Source organism: Enterococcus sp. LJL120, from assembly GCF_054871765.1.
In genome coordinates, this window is record NZ_JBTXLV010000008.1 from 98,467 (window position 1) to 114,695 (window position 16,229).

General features: G+C 41.9%; 17 protein-coding genes and 1 other annotated feature. Of the genes, 3 read left to right on the top strand and 14 right to left on the bottom strand.

Annotated features, from left to right (window positions below):
• Positions 1 to 65: 65 nt before the first annotated feature.
• The 8 genes from ACYSNU_RS14010 to ACYSNU_RS14045 are packed head-to-tail and all read right to left on the bottom strand — an operon-like array spanning position 66 to position 7,917.
• On the bottom strand, positions 66 to 1,439 hold the full coding sequence (locus ACYSNU_RS14010) for a V-type ATP synthase subunit B (RefSeq protein ID WP_461737814.1): 1,374 nt from the start codon (positions 1,437 to 1,439) through the stop codon (positions 66 to 68).
• Positions 1,432 to 3,213: a V-type ATP synthase subunit A gene (locus ACYSNU_RS14015; RefSeq protein WP_461737815.1), complete on the bottom strand. Its 1,782-nt coding sequence runs from the start codon at positions 3,211 to 3,213 to the stop codon at positions 1,432 to 1,434. The genes ACYSNU_RS14010 and ACYSNU_RS14015 overlap by 8 nt, the downstream gene beginning before the upstream one ends.
• 30 nt (positions 3,214 to 3,243) lie before the next feature.
• The gene (locus tag ACYSNU_RS14020) at positions 3,244 to 3,555 is read right to left on the bottom strand and encodes a V-type ATP synthase subunit F (protein WP_461737816.1); all 312 of its coding nucleotides are present in this window, start codon (positions 3,553 to 3,555) and stop codon (positions 3,244 to 3,246) included.
• Positions 3,548 to 4,534, bottom strand: coding sequence for a V-type ATPase subunit (locus ACYSNU_RS14025; protein ID WP_461737817.1), 987 nt, complete (start codon positions 4,532 to 4,534; stop codon positions 3,548 to 3,550). The genes ACYSNU_RS14020 and ACYSNU_RS14025 overlap by 8 nt, the downstream gene beginning before the upstream one ends.
• A 32-nt stretch (positions 4,535 to 4,566) precedes the next feature.
• A complete protein-coding gene (locus tag ACYSNU_RS14030) occupies positions 4,567 to 5,148 on the bottom strand; it encodes an ATPase V (protein WP_461737818.1) in 582 nt (193 codons plus the stop codon).
• Positions 5,149 to 5,163: 15 nt separating this feature from the next.
• A complete protein-coding gene (locus ACYSNU_RS14035) occupies positions 5,164 to 5,634 on the bottom strand; it encodes a V-type ATP synthase subunit K (RefSeq protein ID WP_461737819.1) in 471 nt (156 codons plus the stop codon).
• Between the two features lie 5 nt (positions 5,635 to 5,639).
• Complete coding sequence (locus tag ACYSNU_RS14040) at positions 5,640 to 7,607, bottom strand: V-type ATP synthase subunit I (protein WP_461737820.1); 1,968 nt, start codon at positions 7,605 to 7,607, stop codon at positions 5,640 to 5,642.
• Positions 7,594 to 7,917, bottom strand: coding sequence for a hypothetical protein (locus tag ACYSNU_RS14045; protein WP_461737821.1), 324 nt, complete (start codon positions 7,915 to 7,917; stop codon positions 7,594 to 7,596). The genes ACYSNU_RS14040 and ACYSNU_RS14045 overlap by 14 nt, the downstream gene beginning before the upstream one ends.
• A 120-nt stretch (positions 7,918 to 8,037) precedes the next feature.
• Positions 8,038 to 8,085: a sequence feature (sodium ion sensor (DUF1646 type); this cis-regulatory element may regulate processes involved in with the transportation of sodium ions), on the bottom strand.
• A 163-nt stretch (positions 8,086 to 8,248) separates the two neighbouring features.
• On the opposite strand from ACYSNU_RS14045, the gene ACYSNU_RS14050 reads away from it, so the two are divergent.
• Positions 8,249 to 8,971 (top strand): gamma-glutamyl-gamma-aminobutyrate hydrolase family protein, encoded by a 723-nt coding sequence (locus ACYSNU_RS14050; RefSeq protein WP_461737822.1) that lies wholly within the window; start codon positions 8,249 to 8,251, stop codon positions 8,969 to 8,971.
• 51 nt (positions 8,972 to 9,022) lie between these two features.
• Entirely contained in the window at positions 9,023 to 9,583 is a 561-nt protein-coding gene (locus tag ACYSNU_RS14055) for a YdeI/OmpD-associated family protein (protein ID WP_461737823.1), read from the top strand.
• A gap of 145 nt (positions 9,584 to 9,728) precedes the next feature.
• Here ACYSNU_RS14055 and ACYSNU_RS14060 read toward each other — a convergent pair whose 3' ends face one another.
• The 6 genes from ACYSNU_RS14060 to ACYSNU_RS14085 form a co-directional block, all read right to left on the bottom strand.
• The gene (locus ACYSNU_RS14060) at positions 9,729 to 10,541 is read right to left on the bottom strand and encodes an aldo/keto reductase (RefSeq protein WP_461737824.1); all 813 of its coding nucleotides are present in this window, start codon (positions 10,539 to 10,541) and stop codon (positions 9,729 to 9,731) included.
• A 129-nt stretch (positions 10,542 to 10,670) separates the two neighbouring features.
• Positions 10,671 to 11,939: an ABC transporter permease gene (locus ACYSNU_RS14065; protein WP_461737825.1), complete on the bottom strand. Its 1,269-nt coding sequence runs from the start codon at positions 11,937 to 11,939 to the stop codon at positions 10,671 to 10,673.
• Positions 11,932 to 12,831, bottom strand: coding sequence for an ABC transporter ATP-binding protein (locus ACYSNU_RS14070; protein WP_461737826.1), 900 nt, complete (start codon positions 12,829 to 12,831; stop codon positions 11,932 to 11,934). The genes ACYSNU_RS14065 and ACYSNU_RS14070 overlap by 8 nt, the downstream gene beginning before the upstream one ends.
• Positions 12,832 to 12,871: 40 nt before the next feature.
• Positions 12,872 to 13,354 (bottom strand): DUF6442 family protein, encoded by a 483-nt coding sequence (locus tag ACYSNU_RS14075; RefSeq protein ID WP_461737827.1) that lies wholly within the window; start codon positions 13,352 to 13,354, stop codon positions 12,872 to 12,874.
• Positions 13,351 to 13,563 carry a helix-turn-helix transcriptional regulator gene (locus tag ACYSNU_RS14080; RefSeq protein ID WP_461737828.1) on the bottom strand — a complete coding sequence of 71 codons (213 nt, stop codon included), beginning with the start codon at positions 13,561 to 13,563 and terminating at the stop codon, positions 13,351 to 13,353. Before ACYSNU_RS14080 ends, ACYSNU_RS14075 begins: the two co-directional genes overlap by 4 nt.
• 111 nt (positions 13,564 to 13,674) lie before the next feature.
• Complete coding sequence (locus ACYSNU_RS14085) at positions 13,675 to 14,583, bottom strand: DUF2268 domain-containing putative Zn-dependent protease (RefSeq protein WP_461737829.1); 909 nt, start codon at positions 14,581 to 14,583, stop codon at positions 13,675 to 13,677.
• A gap of 145 nt (positions 14,584 to 14,728) precedes the next feature.
• Between ACYSNU_RS14085 and ACYSNU_RS14090 the strand changes: the two genes are divergently transcribed.
• Positions 14,729 to 16,180, top strand: coding sequence for an amidase (locus ACYSNU_RS14090; RefSeq protein ID WP_461737830.1), 1,452 nt, complete (start codon positions 14,729 to 14,731; stop codon positions 16,178 to 16,180).
• Positions 16,181 to 16,229 lie beyond the last annotated feature (49 nt).

Genomic DNA, 16,229 nt, shown 5'->3' on the forward strand with positions numbered 1-16,229 from the left:
CTATAAAAATTTACCGAACTTCTTTTTATTTGTACTATCAAAAAGCTGAGCAGCGAAAAATTAGCTTACTTTTTCGGTAAATATTTATCCAGCATATCGTCTTTAATCCGTTTTAGTTCTGTTCTCGGCAGCATCGCTAATAATTCCCAACCTAAATCTAAGGTTTCTTCAATGGAACGATTTGTATGGAAGCCTTGGTTGACATACTCATTTTCAAAACGGTCCGCAAACTTCGCATAAATTTTATCGACATCTGATAAAGCGGCTTCCCCTAATACAACAGCCAATTCTTTCGCCTGTTTACCTTGAGCGTAAGCTGCAAATAACTGGTTCATAGAAGCTGCATGGTCCTCACGGGTTTTGCCGGGACCCGTTCCTTTATCTTTTAAACGGGATAAAGAAGACAATACATCAATCGGTGGCTGAATGCCTCGTTTATCTAAATCACGGGACAAAATAATTTGTCCTTCGGTAATATAGCCGGTTAAATCGGGAATCGGGTGAGTCTTATCATCCTCTGGCATACTGAGAATCGGAATTTGCGTCACTGAACCCTTTAAGCCGCGAATCCGCCCCGCCCGTTCATACAAGGTGGCCAAGTTTGTGTAGAGATAACCAGGGTAGCCCCGTCGTCCCGGAACCTCCCGACGAGCCGCAGAAATTTCCCGCAGCGCTTCACAATAGTTGGTCATGTCCGTCATAATGACCAAGACGTGCATCCCTTTTTCGTAGGCCAAATATTCAGCCGCCGTCAAAGCCATCCGTGGCGTGGCAATCCGCTCAATCGCTGGATCATTGGCTAGGTTCATAAACATTACCGAGCGATCGATAGCGCCGGTTTTACGGAAGTCCTCCATAAAATATTCGGCTTCTTCAAAGGTGATTCCGATTGCGGCAAAAACCACCGCAAAATCTTCATCCGAATTTAAAACGCTAGCTTGACGAGCAATTTGCGCCGCCAATTCTTTATGGGGTAGACCTGAACCTGAAAAGACCGGCAGCTTTTGTCCTCTGACCAGGGTGTTTAAATGGTCAATCGCTGAAATTCCCGTTTGGATAAATTCATCCGGATAATCTCGGGCAACGGGGTTGATAACCTCTCCGTTAATATCCATTTTCTTTTCCGGTAAAATTTCCGGACCTTGATCTTTAGGCCGGCCAAGACCGTCAAAGACCCGGCCCACCATATCTTCTGATACACCCAATTCTAATGGATGGCCTAAAAAGCGTACAGATGAATCCCGGAGATTAATGCCGCTGGTTCCCTCAAAAATTTGAACTAACGCCTTGTCCTCGTGAATTTCCAGCACTTGCCCGCGGCGAATTTCACCGTTTTGCATGCGCACTTCAATCAGCTCTTCGTATTTTACTCCTTGAACCTTATCGACTGCCATCAAAGGGCCGACGACTTCACCGATTGTTTTATATTCTTTAATCATTCGTCATGCCTCCTTGTGCGATAATTTCTTGGATTTCTGATTTGATTTCTTGATGAATCTCATCCAGTTTAGCAAGCTGGTCTTCTGGTAAATATTTACTGCGGGCAATCCGGTCCCGCAGCATAACCGTTCCATCAATAATTTCTGAAAGATAGGAACCTAAGCTTAAAGCCCGCTGACCTTCATGGCCAAAGGTTAAAATATTATCCAACATTTTGTATTGCTTTTCCCGAGAAGTATAAGTATCGACATCATCAAAGGCATTTTGCTGAAGGTAATCCTCCCGCAAGGATTTCGCAACTTGCAAAGTCAGGCGGTCACGGTCAGAAAGGGAATCGATACCGACTAAACGGACGATTTCATTTAATTGTGACTCCTCCTGCAAAATTCGCATGCCTTCTTTGACCATGCCAGACCAATCGCCATTTAACTGCTGGTCTAGATATTGGCCGACTTCTGCGCTGTATAAGGAATAACTGGACAACCAATTAATCGATGGGAAGTGACGCTGTTGGGCTAATTGTGAATCCAGTCCCCAGAAAACCTTCACTACTCGTAAAGTGTTCTGCGTTACCGGTTCAGAAATATCACCACCAGATGGTGAAACTGCACTGATGGCAGTGATACTACCCTCACGATTATCTTCGCCTAATGCAATCACTCGCCCTGAACGCTCATAATATTCCGCCAAACGGCTACCTAAATAAGCAGGATAACCTTCATCCCCCGGCATTTCTTCTAAACGGCCACTCATCTCCCGCAGTGCTTCTGCCCAGCGAGAAGTTGAATCTGCCATGATTGCCACGTTATAACCCATGTCACGGAAATATTCCGCAATCGTAATTCCGGTATAAATCGAGGCTTCCCGAGCTGCAACGGGCATATTAGAGGTATTGGCAATTAAAACCGTCCGCTCCATCAATGATTCACCGGTATTTGGATCGATTAATTCCGGAAATTCATTCAATACATCGGTCATCTCGTTGCCCCGCTCGCCGCAACCCACGTAAACAACTAAATCAACGTCAGCCCATTTAGCAATTTGGTGCTGCACGACTGTTTTACCCGCTCCAAATGGCCCGGGAACAGCGGCCGCTCCTCCTTTGGTGACCGGGAAAAAGGTATCAATAACCCGCTGACCAGTAATCATCGGTGCCACAGGATTTAATTTTTCTTTGATTGGACGACCCCGACGCACCGGCCATTTTTGCAACATGGTCAAGGCTTTTTCTTCATTTTCAGTGGCAATTTTATAAATGACTTCATCAATCGTAAACTCACCAGCTGAAATTTCTGTGATGGTGCCTTGAATACCATTTGGCACCATGATTTTATGGTTAATTACATTAGTTTCTTGCACAGTGCCGACGATATCGCCAGCACTAACACTATCGCCAACTGCTTTAGCTGGTTCAAAGAGCCATTTTTTTTCATGATTTAAAGCCGGTAGCTGCACTCCGCGGCTCAAAAAATTACTCTCTGTAATCTTTAAAAAAGTGTCCAACGGCCGTTGAATCCCGTCGAACATTTGTGACATAATACCTGGCGCCAGTTCAACTGAGAGAGCTTCACCAGTTGTTCTGACTGGTTCGCCAGGGCCGATGCCGGCAGTTTCCTCGTAGACCTGAATGGAAGCTACGTCTCCCCGCATCTCAATGATTTCTCCGATAACTCCTAAATCGCCCACATAACAGATGTCTTGAATACTGGCACTCGCCATATTGTTCGCCATCACTAGCGGTCCGGAGACTTTGATAACTTTTCCTTCTTGCAAATTATTTCCCTCCGTCTGTTAAACTGCTGCCTACAAAATATTTTGGCCCACGGCTTTTTCTACATTTTTAGCAATTTTATCCTGGCTGATGCCCAGTGTTCCTTCATGATTGGGAATTAAAACAATCGCCGGTGTCATCACCGTCTCATAGCGACTAATCGTCTCAGGAACTAAAGCAGCACAAGCTTCCGTCACATAGATTACTGCATAATCTGCTTGCGCCATCTCCTCAATCGCTTTGCGGGTCACCTTTTCGTCCGTTCCGTACCGCACGTCAAAGCCAAAAATTTTAAAGGGAAGCACGGACCCTTTGTCGCCAACGACGCCAATTTTACTAGTCATAGGTTGCCCGCATCCTTTCTCTAATTACTTCCTTGGCAATACCATTGCGTTTGCCGGTTACAATCAGCTGCAAATTTTTCCGCTCGACTTCTTTAGCATTGAGAAATGCTAGTAGCGGTAGTGGTCCAAAGGCTTGGGCTTGGGCCTTTAGATATTTATCTGATAAATAATTATCTTTAATTTTTTCCAGTTCGACAAAATTAATTTCATTGTCGGTGATAGCTGGTGCAATCACTTCACCATATTCAGTTTCCTTGAGAAAAGCAATAAATTCCGTCAGAGAACCTTCGACATACTGCAACAAATCAGTCTTCTCAATACTACCGGAGCTAGAAAGCACCGTGGTCATAAAAGCGACTGTTCGTCCTTGACGCAGACCTCTGCCCAAAGTAATTAAATTGGTTAAATCTATAAAAGCAATAATTTCTTCTAGTAAATCAGGGTAGCCTAATTGATCCCCTAGAATTCGCTGCTGTCTTAAAAATTCTCGATCATAGATGACATCGATTCCTTGCAAAATCGTTGCTTCTTCAAAATACTGACGGACTTCCCGAATACTGTCCATGACAGCCGGCGGTAAAACGTCCGATTCACCACTTTGAATAGCAGCTTTCAACTTTTCTAAAGAATAAAAGCCATCCGGCACAAATAAATGGTCTAAATTTTTATTAGTGACCTGCGCTTTAGTCAAGACTTTTAAGTTATGGAAAGTAAACCGCATGGTATAAATCCAGACAACTTCTTTTTCTGGAGCTACTTCCACCAGCCAATCAAACAGCGCTGCTTGGTCTTTGGCCAAGCCTTGATCAATTTTATGTTCAAAGCCTTGGTAGACTAATTCACTGTAATGGGTGTTGTGTAAAATCTGTCCCATGCGCTGCAAGTCTGGCGCATTTAGCAGATTATCAAAATCTGCTTGGGTTAACAGCTCCAATTCCTTTGTTCGAATCAGAGGATTCAGCTCATGATAGCTGTTCACGAAAATCCCTCCTTTGCAGGCAATCTTGCTGATTAATTAAAAAGCTGCTGGGCAATTTCAAAGGAAACCTCGCTTTGCAAATCTTTAATTAAGTTTTCAAAAATAAAATTATACTGAACCCCTTGGTCGTCTACAATAAAGCCAGCTTTTTTAGCAAGCTTTTCTGGCGCCATCGTTAGCTGATAAGGCAGTGTTTGATTGATTTGCTCCAACCAATCTGCTGAATAATAGGGACTCAATTCCCCTGCCATAAAGATTGCGGTATTTTTTAGCGGCAATTGTTTTAAGGCTTTTGCCGCAAAGCTATGTGCTTCATCTGGTGACCATTCCGCCATTTTTTGAGCCGAGCGGGTAAACAAAGAAGATAAAAATTCCTGTTTTTCCTGAAGGCTTTGTTGGCGAATCGTAACCTGCTGGCGATTTTTTAACTGGCGATATTTACTGTCAATCGCCGCCAACTGCCGTGTTTTTTGTTTCTCGAAGTCCTCTTGCAACTGAGCTAATTCCGTTGCATGCTGTTGATCTATTTTTGCTTTTTCCGCTGTTTCATAAGCGCTATTTTCAGCAGCTGCCTGCTGATTCATCTCTTCAATAATTTTTTCAATTGCATTCATCTGCTGTTCACCCCACTAGGCAATATTAATTAATAGGAATGAAATAACGAAGCCTAAAATTGCGTAAGTTTCCACCATTACGGCATAGACAATCCCTTTAGTCGCATGCTCTGGTTTTTTCGCCAAAATTTGGATGCCGGCTGCTGCCACTTTCCCTTGGGCGATGGCTGAAAATAATCCGGTAAAGGCAATCGGTAATGAAGCGCCAAACAAGCTCATTCCTTGGATGAAGCTCACATCGCCGCCACTAGCATTTAAATAGATGAAAAAGGCAATTACGAAACCGTATAACCCTTGTGTCCCTGGTAAAAGTTCCAAAATCAAGGCCCGACCGAATTTTTCCGGCTGGCTTGTGGTTAAGGCCGCTGCCGCTTCCCCGGCAATGCCGACACCTTTAGCTGAACCAACACCTGAAAAAATTGTCGCTGTTGCCATCCCTAAAATGGCGAACAAAATCCCGCCGTCGTTAATCAATAAATCTACCATAATTCTTAATCCTCTTTTCGTTTGATATTCAAATATTTTTCAGCAGTTTTGAAGGGACTAAAGCCTCTCCCACCGCCGCTATAAAATTTCCCAAAAAACTCTACGTACTGCAATCTGGCGCCATGAACAAAAGCACTCAGTAAAGAAAGAAAAATATTCAATCCCTGCAGGATGATGATTAAAACAATCCCTGCTGTAAAGCGGGCACCTGTTGGCAGATAGCTGACAATCAAATTGAAAGCCGCTGCGATACTGCCGCCGGAAATACCTAATGCCATCAAGCGCGTGTAACTCACTAGATCACCAATATAACCGGTGATGCCATAAAGAGAATAAGCTCCTTTAGCAAAACCTTTTAGCTTGGAAGTCGACTGGAGAACCGGAATAAATAAAATTCCCAAAACCGAGATAATCGCAATGGCTGCCCCAAGATACGTCAAGGCCGCACTATTTAATAAAACATTGCCGGCCACTGCAATCACAATCCCTATTAAAATCCCTTGCCAGGCAAAGCCGTCACTGATGGCTGATAGATAATCTTTTTGCCGGATATGTTCTTTGGCGGCAATAAAAAGCCCGACTAAGATTTGGATAAAACCAAAGACAACTGATAAAATCATAATTTGAACGACATCATTTTCTGTCGAAAGGATTGGCGTATAAGGTAGCGTCAGACCGAAAAAGGACCCGTAAATTAAGCCCCAAGCCATCGTCGGCAAGGACAAAATCTGGAAAAATTTGGCAAACCTTGCCATCCCTGTCGGCAACACCATTTTTTTCAAAGCAAAGGTTGTCGCAAGTAACATTAATAATCCATAGCCAGCGTCTGCCACCATCATGCCGAAAAAGACAAAATAGAAGGGCATCAGCCACGGGGTTGGATCAATTTCATTGTATTTTGGTAAACTGTACATTTCAGTTAACAGTTCAAAAGGTGCGACAATTGGATGATTCTCCAGGGCAATTGGGACCTCTTCAGCAATTTCAGCCTCCGACGGCGTTTCAAAATCGAGATAAACTTCATCGGCACCTAGTTGTTGAGTAATTTCCTCAGCAAGCACCCCTTGATCCTTACTACTAATCCAGCCTTGAATCACAACGAGATAACGACTATGGATCAGTTGATTTTTAACAAATTCCCGTTGTTGGCGGGCTAGAAAAACTTCTTCAGCCCATTGCAGCTCAGGAATAATTTTAATCAGCTGCCCTACTTGACGGGTCAGCTCCTCCATAGCCTTTTGATTTGTGGTTAACATTTTTTTTATCTCTGCCAATTCAGCTTTTGGTTCTCGCTGATAGGCATACTCAATTTTGCTGCCGCCACTTGTCTCAAGCAGAGTTGTTGCTGTTGCTTGCGCTTGTTTAGGAAAAACCAGCACTAAATTTACTTCACGGTCATCGACATAAATTTCTTCAAAGTAGAAATTGGCTTCTTCAGCAATATTTTCTTTAAAGGCTGTGTACCCAGAGGCTGGCAGCCCAACTAAATTTAGCTCAGTATAAGCTGGCAAAGGTGCATTGGGATTAATATCTAAATATTGCCAATGACTTAGCCATGTTTCAGCTTCGTTGAGATTATCTTTTTCCGCCGTTAATTTTTGCCACTGTTTTTCTAAAGCTAAAATTTCTGGTAATTGTTTGCGTAACTTTTCTTCGTCAATGCCAGCTTCTAATTCCTGCAAAGAAAGGAAGCTGCGTTTTAAACTAAAATTTTTACTTTTTGCACCATAATGACGAATAAATTGGACAGCTTGTTGAATATCTTTTTGCAGATCCAATAATTCGGCCTCTTGGGTGGTTTCCATCAACGCCGCTTCTTCGGCAAAATATTCTTTGACCCATTGATTGCTGGTATTTTCTTGTTTTAAATCCCGCATTTCAATCCGCTGCAGCCCTTGGATGGTTTGCAGGAGGCTTTCTTGATGGCGTTGATCACAAATGGCGGTTAATTTACTCATTCTAGTCACTGCCATAGTTTTGCTTCACCCTCTCGATAATCGTTTGAATAGCAGCTTGATCGTGTTTTTGATATTGTTCTTGTAAGTCATCACTGACTTTTTTTGCTTCAATTAATAACAGTTCTTTTTCCGCTGCTAATTGCTCTGCTTCAGCGGCTTCTCTTTCTGCCATCAGCTTGGTTAACAGCTGATGATTTTCTGTTTGCAGTTTTTGGAGTTCCTGATTGCGCTCGGTGGCATATTTTTGAATGTTGTCCAACATTGCTTGTTTTTTTATCGCCAGCTGTTCCTCAGCGGCTTTAATTTCATTTAGCGCTTCTAACAAGTTCTTCACTCCCTTCAAACATGGCTTTTGTAAAACTAAAAAAAGCGTGAAACTTCCTTGCAACTGTAAGAAAGTTTCACGCGATAATTGTTAGTTCACAGGTGCGCTTTTTCTCACTTATTCTTCTCACCCCTTGAAGAATCCGATCCTTGAAGCTTGCGCCCAACCATTATTTATTTAACTCTAAACAGTATACCAAAAGTTATTTAAAAAGACAAAGTTTTCTAATTTTTTTTAAAAGCCGTTGAGCCAAAGACTTCTGTGAAGCGGAATAATGTTGGTTTTTGGCAAAAAATGCTATGATTACCAAAAAAATGAAGGAGCAATTTTTATGTCATTACCAATTATCGGCATTGCCGGCAATCAGCTGGTTCATGCTAGCCAAACATTTAACGGCAATCAAGTTACTTATACACCCCAAGGCTTCGTAGACGCTGTCCAGATAGCTGGTGGCCTGCCACTAGTTTTGCCAATCGGGGAACCAACACTAGCCCAAAGTTACATTAAACAAATTGATAAACTACTTTTAGCAGGCGGTCAAGATATTATGCCTCAGCTATTTGGAGAAGAACCCAGCGAAAAATTAGGAGAAATTAATCCGGCAAGAGATCATTTTGAAATTGCGCTAGTTAAAGAGGCTGTTGCTCAGCGCAAACCAATTTTTGCGGTGTGCCGTGGAGTTCAACTAGTGAATGTAGCCCTCGGCGGCACCTTGTATCAGGACTTATCTTTTTATGAGAAGCCAGCCCTCAAACACGAACAAGCTCCTACTGCCCCGTGGTTTGCCACCCACGAAGTCAAAACTGCGCCAGACAGCTTAGTGAATAATTTAATTGGAGATAGCCATCTAGTTAATTCCTATCACCACCAAGGCATTAAAGAAATTGCTCCTCAATTAAAAGCTACGGCTTGGGCAAATGATGGGATTGTTGAGGCTCTTGAAAGCACTCAACCAGAGCACAAAATTCTAGGTGTCCAATGGCACCCAGAATTAAACCATTACGTAGATGCCAAAGAGCAAGGCTTGTTTAACTATTTTGTCAATCAGCTTTAAATTGCCAGCTCCTCCTATGCTATACTAAAAGAAAAGCTGAGGAGTAGGCCGATGGAAAATGAATTACTTTTTGAAACTCGTGAGGAGTTTCGCCGCTGGTTACAGGAAAATCAGCACAGTGAAGTCGGAGTTTGGCTGCTTTTTTCTAAAGCAGCCCCGCTGGAAACCTTAAAGGCGGCAGAAGCGTTGGAAGAAGCTTTATGTTTTGGTTGGATTGATGGGCAGATGAAAAAAATTGACGAACAGCAATATCGAAAGTATTTCGCCCAACGCCGCAAAAACAGCAAATGGTCGGAAAAGAATAAAAAATTAGTTGCTAGTTTGGAAAATAGAGGGCTGATGACTAAAGCCGGTCGCGATAAAATCGCAGAAGCCAAAGCCAATGGCCAATGGGAGCAACCTACCAAGCCAGCCATCACGGAAACGGATATTACCCAAACTGCTCAATTATTGAAGGAAAATCCACAGGCCTACGACAATTTTCTTAAGATGTCGCCTTCTGTACAAAAGACCTACACCCGCGCCTATTTAGATGCGAAAACAGATGCAGGACGCCAGAAACGTTTGGCCTGGATGCTGGAACGGATTTCGCAAAATCTGAAACCGATGTAATCAATTTTGTTTTAGCAAGATATAACTTGTTTAAATTTTTGAAAATCAAACTATTCAACTAGTTTGTTACAACTAAAAAATACTGTCAAAGGAGCTTGCCCGCTGTATAATGCAGGACGCTTCTTTAACAGTATTTTTTTAATTTTTAAAAATTAAAATTATCGGGATCAGCACCTAAACGCTCGTTAATATTCAGACCGTTGATTTTTTTTATTTCTTCAGCGGATAATTCAAAATCAAAAACGTCAAAATTTTCTTGAATTCGTTGTTCATGAACAGATTTAGGAATCACAATGATTTTATTTTGCAAATGCCAGCGGATAATAACTTGGGCCGCTGTCTTTTGATGGGCCTTGCCGATTTCCACCAAAACAGGATTATTCAAAATGGTTCCTTGACCTAATGGTGACCAAGCTTCAACTGCAACATCAATAGATTTCAAATAATTTCTCAAAGGCTCTTGTGTCAAGGTTGGATGAATTTCAATTTGGTCTAAGACTGGTTTAACCTTTGCATCAGCTAAAAGATCCTCAAGATGATGCTGATGGAAATTGGAAACACCAATCGCTTTAGCCTTGCCGCTAGCATAAATTTCTTCCATCGCCCGCCAAGAATCTTTGTATTTCCCAGCTACTGGCCAATGAATCAAATACAGATCAACATAATCAAGACCTAATTTTTCTAGGCTGTCGTTAAAGGCTTGATGGGTAGATTCATAGCCTTGGTCGCTATTCCATAATTTTGTCGTCACGAAAATTTCTTCACGGGGAACCCCAGAATTGCGGATGCCTTGACCGACACCATCTTCGTTTTTATAAGCAGCAGCCGTGTCAATCAAGCGATAGCCAGCCTTCAATGCCCATTCAACTGCTTTGGCGGCATCGTCATTGGGGGCCCGCCACACACCCAAACCAATTTGCGGAATCTCTAAACCATTGTTCAATGTTTGATAATCCATTTTCTTTCCTCCTAATTCTGTCTTTTGCAGCATTCCTTTTATTGTCCAATTAGATGAAGCTTTCGTCAACTAATTGACCTTCAAATAAAAAATCCTGATAAGTCAGTGACCTATCAGGAATTAAAATTTTTAGCTTTTAACTTTGCGGCGTTCGTTTCGCAAAATTGAAAATGATTGTTTCAAGGCTGCTAATAAGCCGCCTTCGTTATAAACTAAGACATTTGATTTGTATAAATTAGCTGACAAGAGCATCAATGCCACAGTTGTCACAGCTAAAATCGCCACTGAAATCATGGCTTCTGTATTGGTAGCCACATTACTAGCCAAGCGGACAGGCATGATATAAGAAGACAGAAACGGAATATAGGAAGTAACACGGATGACAATATTATTCGGATCTGACATCCCCATGGCAATCCCCAAAATATAACCGCCTAAAGACAGATAAGTTACTGGCATAATTGCCTTGGCGGTGTCTTCGGATTTACTAACCAGTGAGCCGCACAGAGCGGAAAGCACGGAGTAAATCAGAATTCCTAGGAAAATATAAATAATTGTGAAGATTAAAAATGGTCCAAAAATTTGTTCGACTGAAATTCCGTCCAGCACCTGCTGGACAATCTCAAGATTTTTGAAATACTGGAAGCCGATACCAAAGACAAGCGCATAAACGACCATCTGCGTTAAGGCAACTAATAGCACGCCGACAATTTTACCGTAAAAATGACTTTTCGCCGTCGTACTGGAAAGAATAACTTCCATAATCCGAGTGCCTTTTTCTGAGGCAATCTCTTGGGCAACAATTTGAGCATAGGTCATGATAAAGACCATTAGTAAAATTGTTGAAGCAAAACTAATCATCGATTGGATAAAAGTATTATTTTCATCAACAATCATCTGCCCATCATCATCAAAGCTGACTCTTTCAGAGGTAATATTCACCGCTTCATTTAAGCTGGCAACATCTGTTGTAGTTAATCCAAGTCCAGTCGCTCGTAATGTTGACTGAAGTGAAGTCAAGTATTGCTGAATCACCATTTCAGCAGTCGTGCCGAGAGTGGTATCACTGTACAAGGTCGCTTGAATAGTATTGCCATCGAGACTTAACAACAGATACCCGTCAATCTTTTCATCCGCCAATTCTTTTTGCGCATTAGCTTCTGAGTCAATCTCTTTAAAATCATAATCCTCATTGTTTAGCGCCTCGAAACCTTGTGTCAGGCTGCTGTCGCTTGCCACCACGCCAAAATTACTGGTTTCGCCAATGCCACCGGCGAAACTTCCAGCAATATAAGCAATCCCCATAATAATAAACGGGAACAAAATCATCACGACAAACGCCCCAGATTTGACGTTTTTCTTATAGATATCTAACGCAATAATCCAAAATTTACGCATTATTGTCACCTGCCTTTAATTTAAAAATTTCTTCAAGGGTCGGCGGTTGTTGATTGAACATCGGAATATAGCCCCCCTGAGTTGCCCGCATAAAAATTTCTTCGCCGGCTTGAGCATCACTTAGGGTAATGTTTAAGCTGCCGTCTGAACTTTCAATGACTTCCTTAACACCGGCAAAGCCTTCAACATCGGCTTTACTTAAAGCCGATTCCAAGAAAAGCTTAGTACGGCCAAAGGATTCACGAATTTCATGCACTTTGCCATCTAAAACTGTTTCGCCATTGCGAAGCATAATTAAGGAATCACAAATTTTTTCAACGTTGTCCATATTATGACTGGAGAAAATAACGGCTGAGCCTTTACTCTTCAATTCAATAATGCCGTCTTTCAGCAATTCGGCGTTGACCGGGTCAAGCCCACTGAAGGGTTCATCCAAAATAACTAATTTGGGTTCGTGAATCAAAGTTGCAATCAACTGAACCTTTTGCTGATTCCCCTTAGATAAAGTTTTAACTTTATCCGTCTTCTTGCCCTTCACCTGAAATTTTTCCATCCATTCATCAATCTTGGGCAAAATTTCTTTTTTAGTTTTGCCCCGCAATTCTGCAAAATAGACCAGCTGATCTTGAATGGTAACTTTCGGGTACAGGCCCCTTTCCTCAGGCAGATAGCCGATAATATTGTACTCTTTGCTGCTGATTTCTTTACCATCCCAAAGAACTTCTCCAGAATCAGCAGTTAAAAAATCGAGGATTAATCGAAAAGTTGTCGTCTTACCAGCACCATTTTGACCGATTAAGCCTAAAATTTTGCCGTCAGGGATGTCAAATGACAAATTATCAACCGCTGTGTAGTTCCCGAATGTTTTGGTTAAGTTTTTCACTTCTAACATTTGTTTACTCCTTATTTTTTTATTGTTTTATGGAAATTTTCTAGTACCATTTTTTAAGAATAACATAAGTGCCTAAATAAGCGAAAATAAATATAAAAATTAGCAAAGTTCCAATGCCCACCAATAGCTCATTGAAAAACGGCCCAACGAGAATCATCAGATAGGCCATTGCTAGCTGAAAAATACAAGCAATTCTTAACGCTTTGGCGGATAATTCCTGATTTCTTTCATCAGAATCCCGGATTCGCATTTTTTTTATGACCTCAGGTTGCTTCATCAAGCGTCGATTTCGCAGAGGTAGCACAAGACCCAACACAATCAAACTACCGGAAGCTCCTGCGTAAAAGCCCTGAAAATAATCTGATAAATGCACCAATCCCTGACGAGTGGCAAAGCTATAGGTCGCTCCTAAAATCCCTCCTAAGACGATAAAACAAGCCGCCAGTGAACTTTTAACTTGTAAATGTTCGATATAATCTTGATCCGTGTGGACATTTTTCATGTTGAACATTTTAAGTTTCATCTGATGTTCTCCTCCTCCAAATTAAATTCAAATACCTCTTCAATCGTTAAATCAAAAAACTGAGCAATTTTGTGGGCCAAAATCAAAGAGGCATTGTAGCGGCCATTTTCTAATGAGATAATCGTCTGGCGAGTGACATCCACCGCCTCCGCCAACTCACTTTGGGTGACTTTCTTTTGTTTGCGCAACTCATGAATTTTATTTTCCATTGGAGTTCCTCCATTCATGTATAGTTCGCTTTACAAATAAAGTATAGCTCACTTTACATTTTTTGTAAAGCGAGCTATACATTTTCTCTGATTTTTTTTTTGAAAAATTTTTTAGTCGAAAATTTTTGATTCTTTAATAATTTCGGCTGAGGGTGTTAAGGTCGCTTCTTCAATCGAAGCCCCTGTATTTTTTAAATATTTTTTTACTAGATGATAACCGACGGTGTAACCAGCATTTCGCGCAAGTCCTACTGGTGCGTAGCCCTGTTCTTTAGCGACAACATCGCCATACATATAAGCTGCCACCTGTTCAAATCCTCGAGCTTGACGGCCAGCCTTCATAACTTCAATTGAATCGGCTAATTCTTTTTTTGAAAAATCCTGTACCCAAGGCCCCCGCTGATCAATTCCGTATAATTTTTCAGCAAAAACCTCAGCTAATCCTTCAATCACCAAGTATTCTTCAACGCTGACATCCCCATGATTAAACGGAGCATAGGTAAACCGAACATTGTGGTTAAATTCATGGGCTAAAGCCGATTTCAAACGGCTTTGATTAAACTGATTTGGGACCACCAGCAAAAAAATAAAACCGGGAATGCCGCCAAAGCCGCTGTATCCTTCACTAGCCATCAAAATCGAATTTTCTGAATCTCCTAATAAAATTGTCACCACAAATTCAAACACAGGTATTTGATAACCGATTTCAGCAAAAGCAGTAATTCCCTGTCTCAAAACAGCTGGAGCCTCTGTAAAAATATTCGTTGACACTAATTTTTCTAGTTTTCCAGCAATTAACTGGCTGCTCTTGCGGGGTGTCCAAATACCCATCATTTCCGAAGCCATCACTACATCATAACCACCGGGACTTTTTGGTTTCAAAGGGGCATTTAAATATTGCCACATTTTTGCCAGTGGCGCCATTAGCTGATAGCGAAAATCATCTTCTGTCGCCTGTCCTCTCAGTGCCTGTTGATAAAAAGCCGTTGAATTTACAAAACGAATTGCGATATTTTCCATTTTCTCGCCTCCTTAAGCCCAGTTTAAGGGTTGACGCTGCGGCAAGGTCAATAAAAATTTTTAACAAGAACAAAGCAGCCATTTTTTTGAGCGCCATCGTGTATAATTAATTTGAATCATTACTTTACTAAATGGAGGTTTTCTGATGAAAGATGGTTTATATTGGGTCAATCAATTTAAAACAGGAGCGGTGGCGCCAGCGGAATTTTATCAGCAGGTAGACAAAAAAATCCAAACCTTAAATCCCCAGCTAAACGCTTTAATTTCTTGGGATTTGGCTCAAGCGAAAAAAGATTTCGCCCAAGGAAATTATAATGAGACACAAACATTTTACGGACTGCCGATTCCTTTAAAAATACTAGGGCAAGAAAAAAAAGGCTGGCCGGCAACGCTAGCTTCCCAACTTTTTAAAAATAATCTCGCCCAAAAAACATCTAACTTCACCCAAAAAATAATCGACAGCGGTTTGGTACCCGCCGGACAAAGTAATTCCCCGGAATTCGGTTTCAAAAACATCACCGACCCTGAATTATACGGCGTCACCCGCAATCCGTGGAATTTGGAGCATTCCCCCGGCGGTTCTAGCGGCGGCGCAGCAGCGGCGGTTGCCAGCGGCATTTTTCCGATTGCTGGTGCCAGCGACGGCGGCGGTTCGATTCGAATCCCCGCTTCCTTCAGCGGATTAATTGGCTTAAAACCAACCCGTGGCGCTATGCCCACCGGACCTGGACAATATCGTGGCTGGCAAGGGGCCTCTATTGATTTTGCTTTGACCGTTTCAATGCGGGATACCGAACATTTATTTTTACAATTACGAGGCAATCCCAAAGCCGCACCCTATCATCCGCCAAAAGATGAATGGCAAGATACTAGATTAGACCGCTCTTTTAAAATTGCTTTTCTAACGGATTCCCCTGTGGGCACACCGGTTTCTGATGAAGCGATTACCGCCACTAAAAAAATGGCGGCTGAATTGCAACAACAAGGCCACAGCGTGACAGAAATCGCTTATCCAGTCGATGGCGTTGCATTGATGGAAAGTTATTATTTGATGAATGGTGCCGAAACAGCCGCCATGTTTAGCGGCATCAGCAAGCAATTAGGAAAAGCTCTAACTCAAAATGATATGGAATTAATTACTTGGGGCTTGTATCAATATGGAACCAATGTTCCGGTTGAAAAATACATTCAGGCCCTGCAACTTTGGGATAGTGCTGCTGAAGCGATGGAAAAATTATTTTCTGATTATGATTTACTATTAACACCTACCACCGCTTTTCCAGCGCCGAGAATTGATCAAGAGTTGCAAAGCGATTCGATTCGCCAGCAATTAAGTGTTATTGAAGACCTGTCTGTCGGGCAACAGGGGGAATTAATTTATCAGATGTTTGAACCAAGTCTAACGCTATCACCCTTTACACAGCTAGCTAATTTGACCGGTCAACCGGCCATCAGTTTGCCAACGCATGTGACCAAAGACGGCTTGCCTTTAGGAGTGCAATTTATGGCTTCGAAAGGACAGGAGGATTTGTTATTGCAAATTGGTTATCAGCTGGAGGCACAAGATTTATTCAAGCTGCCCGCAGCTTATCAGTAAGATTGCAAATTATGATTGTATTTTTTTTAGCAAGTTGAAAATCTTGCTT

Coding starts and splice junctions, on each gene's coding strand:
- ACYSNU_RS14020 (WP_461737816.1), bottom strand. CDS start 3,555: ATGACTAGTAAAATTGGCGTCGTTGGCGACAAAGGGTCCGTGCTTCCC.
- ACYSNU_RS14030 (WP_461737818.1), bottom strand. CDS start 5,148: ATGAATGCAATTGAAAAAATTATTGAAGAGATGAATCAGCAGGCAGCT.
- ACYSNU_RS14070 (WP_461737826.1), bottom strand. CDS start 12,831: ATGTTAGAAGTGAAAAACTTAACCAAAACATTCGGGAACTACACAGCG.
- ACYSNU_RS14080 (WP_461737828.1), bottom strand. CDS start 13,563: ATGGAAAATAAAATTCATGAGTTGCGCAAACAAAAGAAAGTCACCCAA.
- ACYSNU_RS14090 (WP_461737830.1), top strand. CDS start 14,729: ATGAAAGATGGTTTATATTGGGTCAATCAATTTAAAACAGGAGCGGTG.
- ACYSNU_RS14085 (WP_461737829.1), bottom strand. CDS start 14,583: ATGGAAAATATCGCAATTCGTTTTGTAAATTCAACGGCTTTTTATCAA.
- ACYSNU_RS14050 (WP_461737822.1), top strand. CDS start 8,249: ATGTCATTACCAATTATCGGCATTGCCGGCAATCAGCTGGTTCATGCT.
- ACYSNU_RS14060 (WP_461737824.1), bottom strand. CDS start 10,541: ATGGATTATCAAACATTGAACAATGGTTTAGAGATTCCGCAAATTGGT.
- ACYSNU_RS14035 (WP_461737819.1), bottom strand. CDS start 5,634: ATGGTAGATTTATTGATTAACGACGGCGGGATTTTGTTCGCCATTTTA.
- ACYSNU_RS14040 (WP_461737820.1), bottom strand. CDS start 7,607: ATGGCAGTGACTAGAATGAGTAAATTAACCGCCATTTGTGATCAACGC.
- ACYSNU_RS14010 (WP_461737814.1), bottom strand. CDS start 1,439: ATGATTAAAGAATATAAAACAATCGGTGAAGTCGTCGGCCCTTTGATG.
- ACYSNU_RS14075 (WP_461737827.1), bottom strand. CDS start 13,354: ATGAAACTTAAAATGTTCAACATGAAAAATGTCCACACGGATCAAGAT.
- ACYSNU_RS14055 (WP_461737823.1), top strand. CDS start 9,023: ATGGAAAATGAATTACTTTTTGAAACTCGTGAGGAGTTTCGCCGCTGG.
- ACYSNU_RS14065 (WP_461737825.1), bottom strand. CDS start 11,939: ATGCGTAAATTTTGGATTATTGCGTTAGATATCTATAAGAAAAACGTC.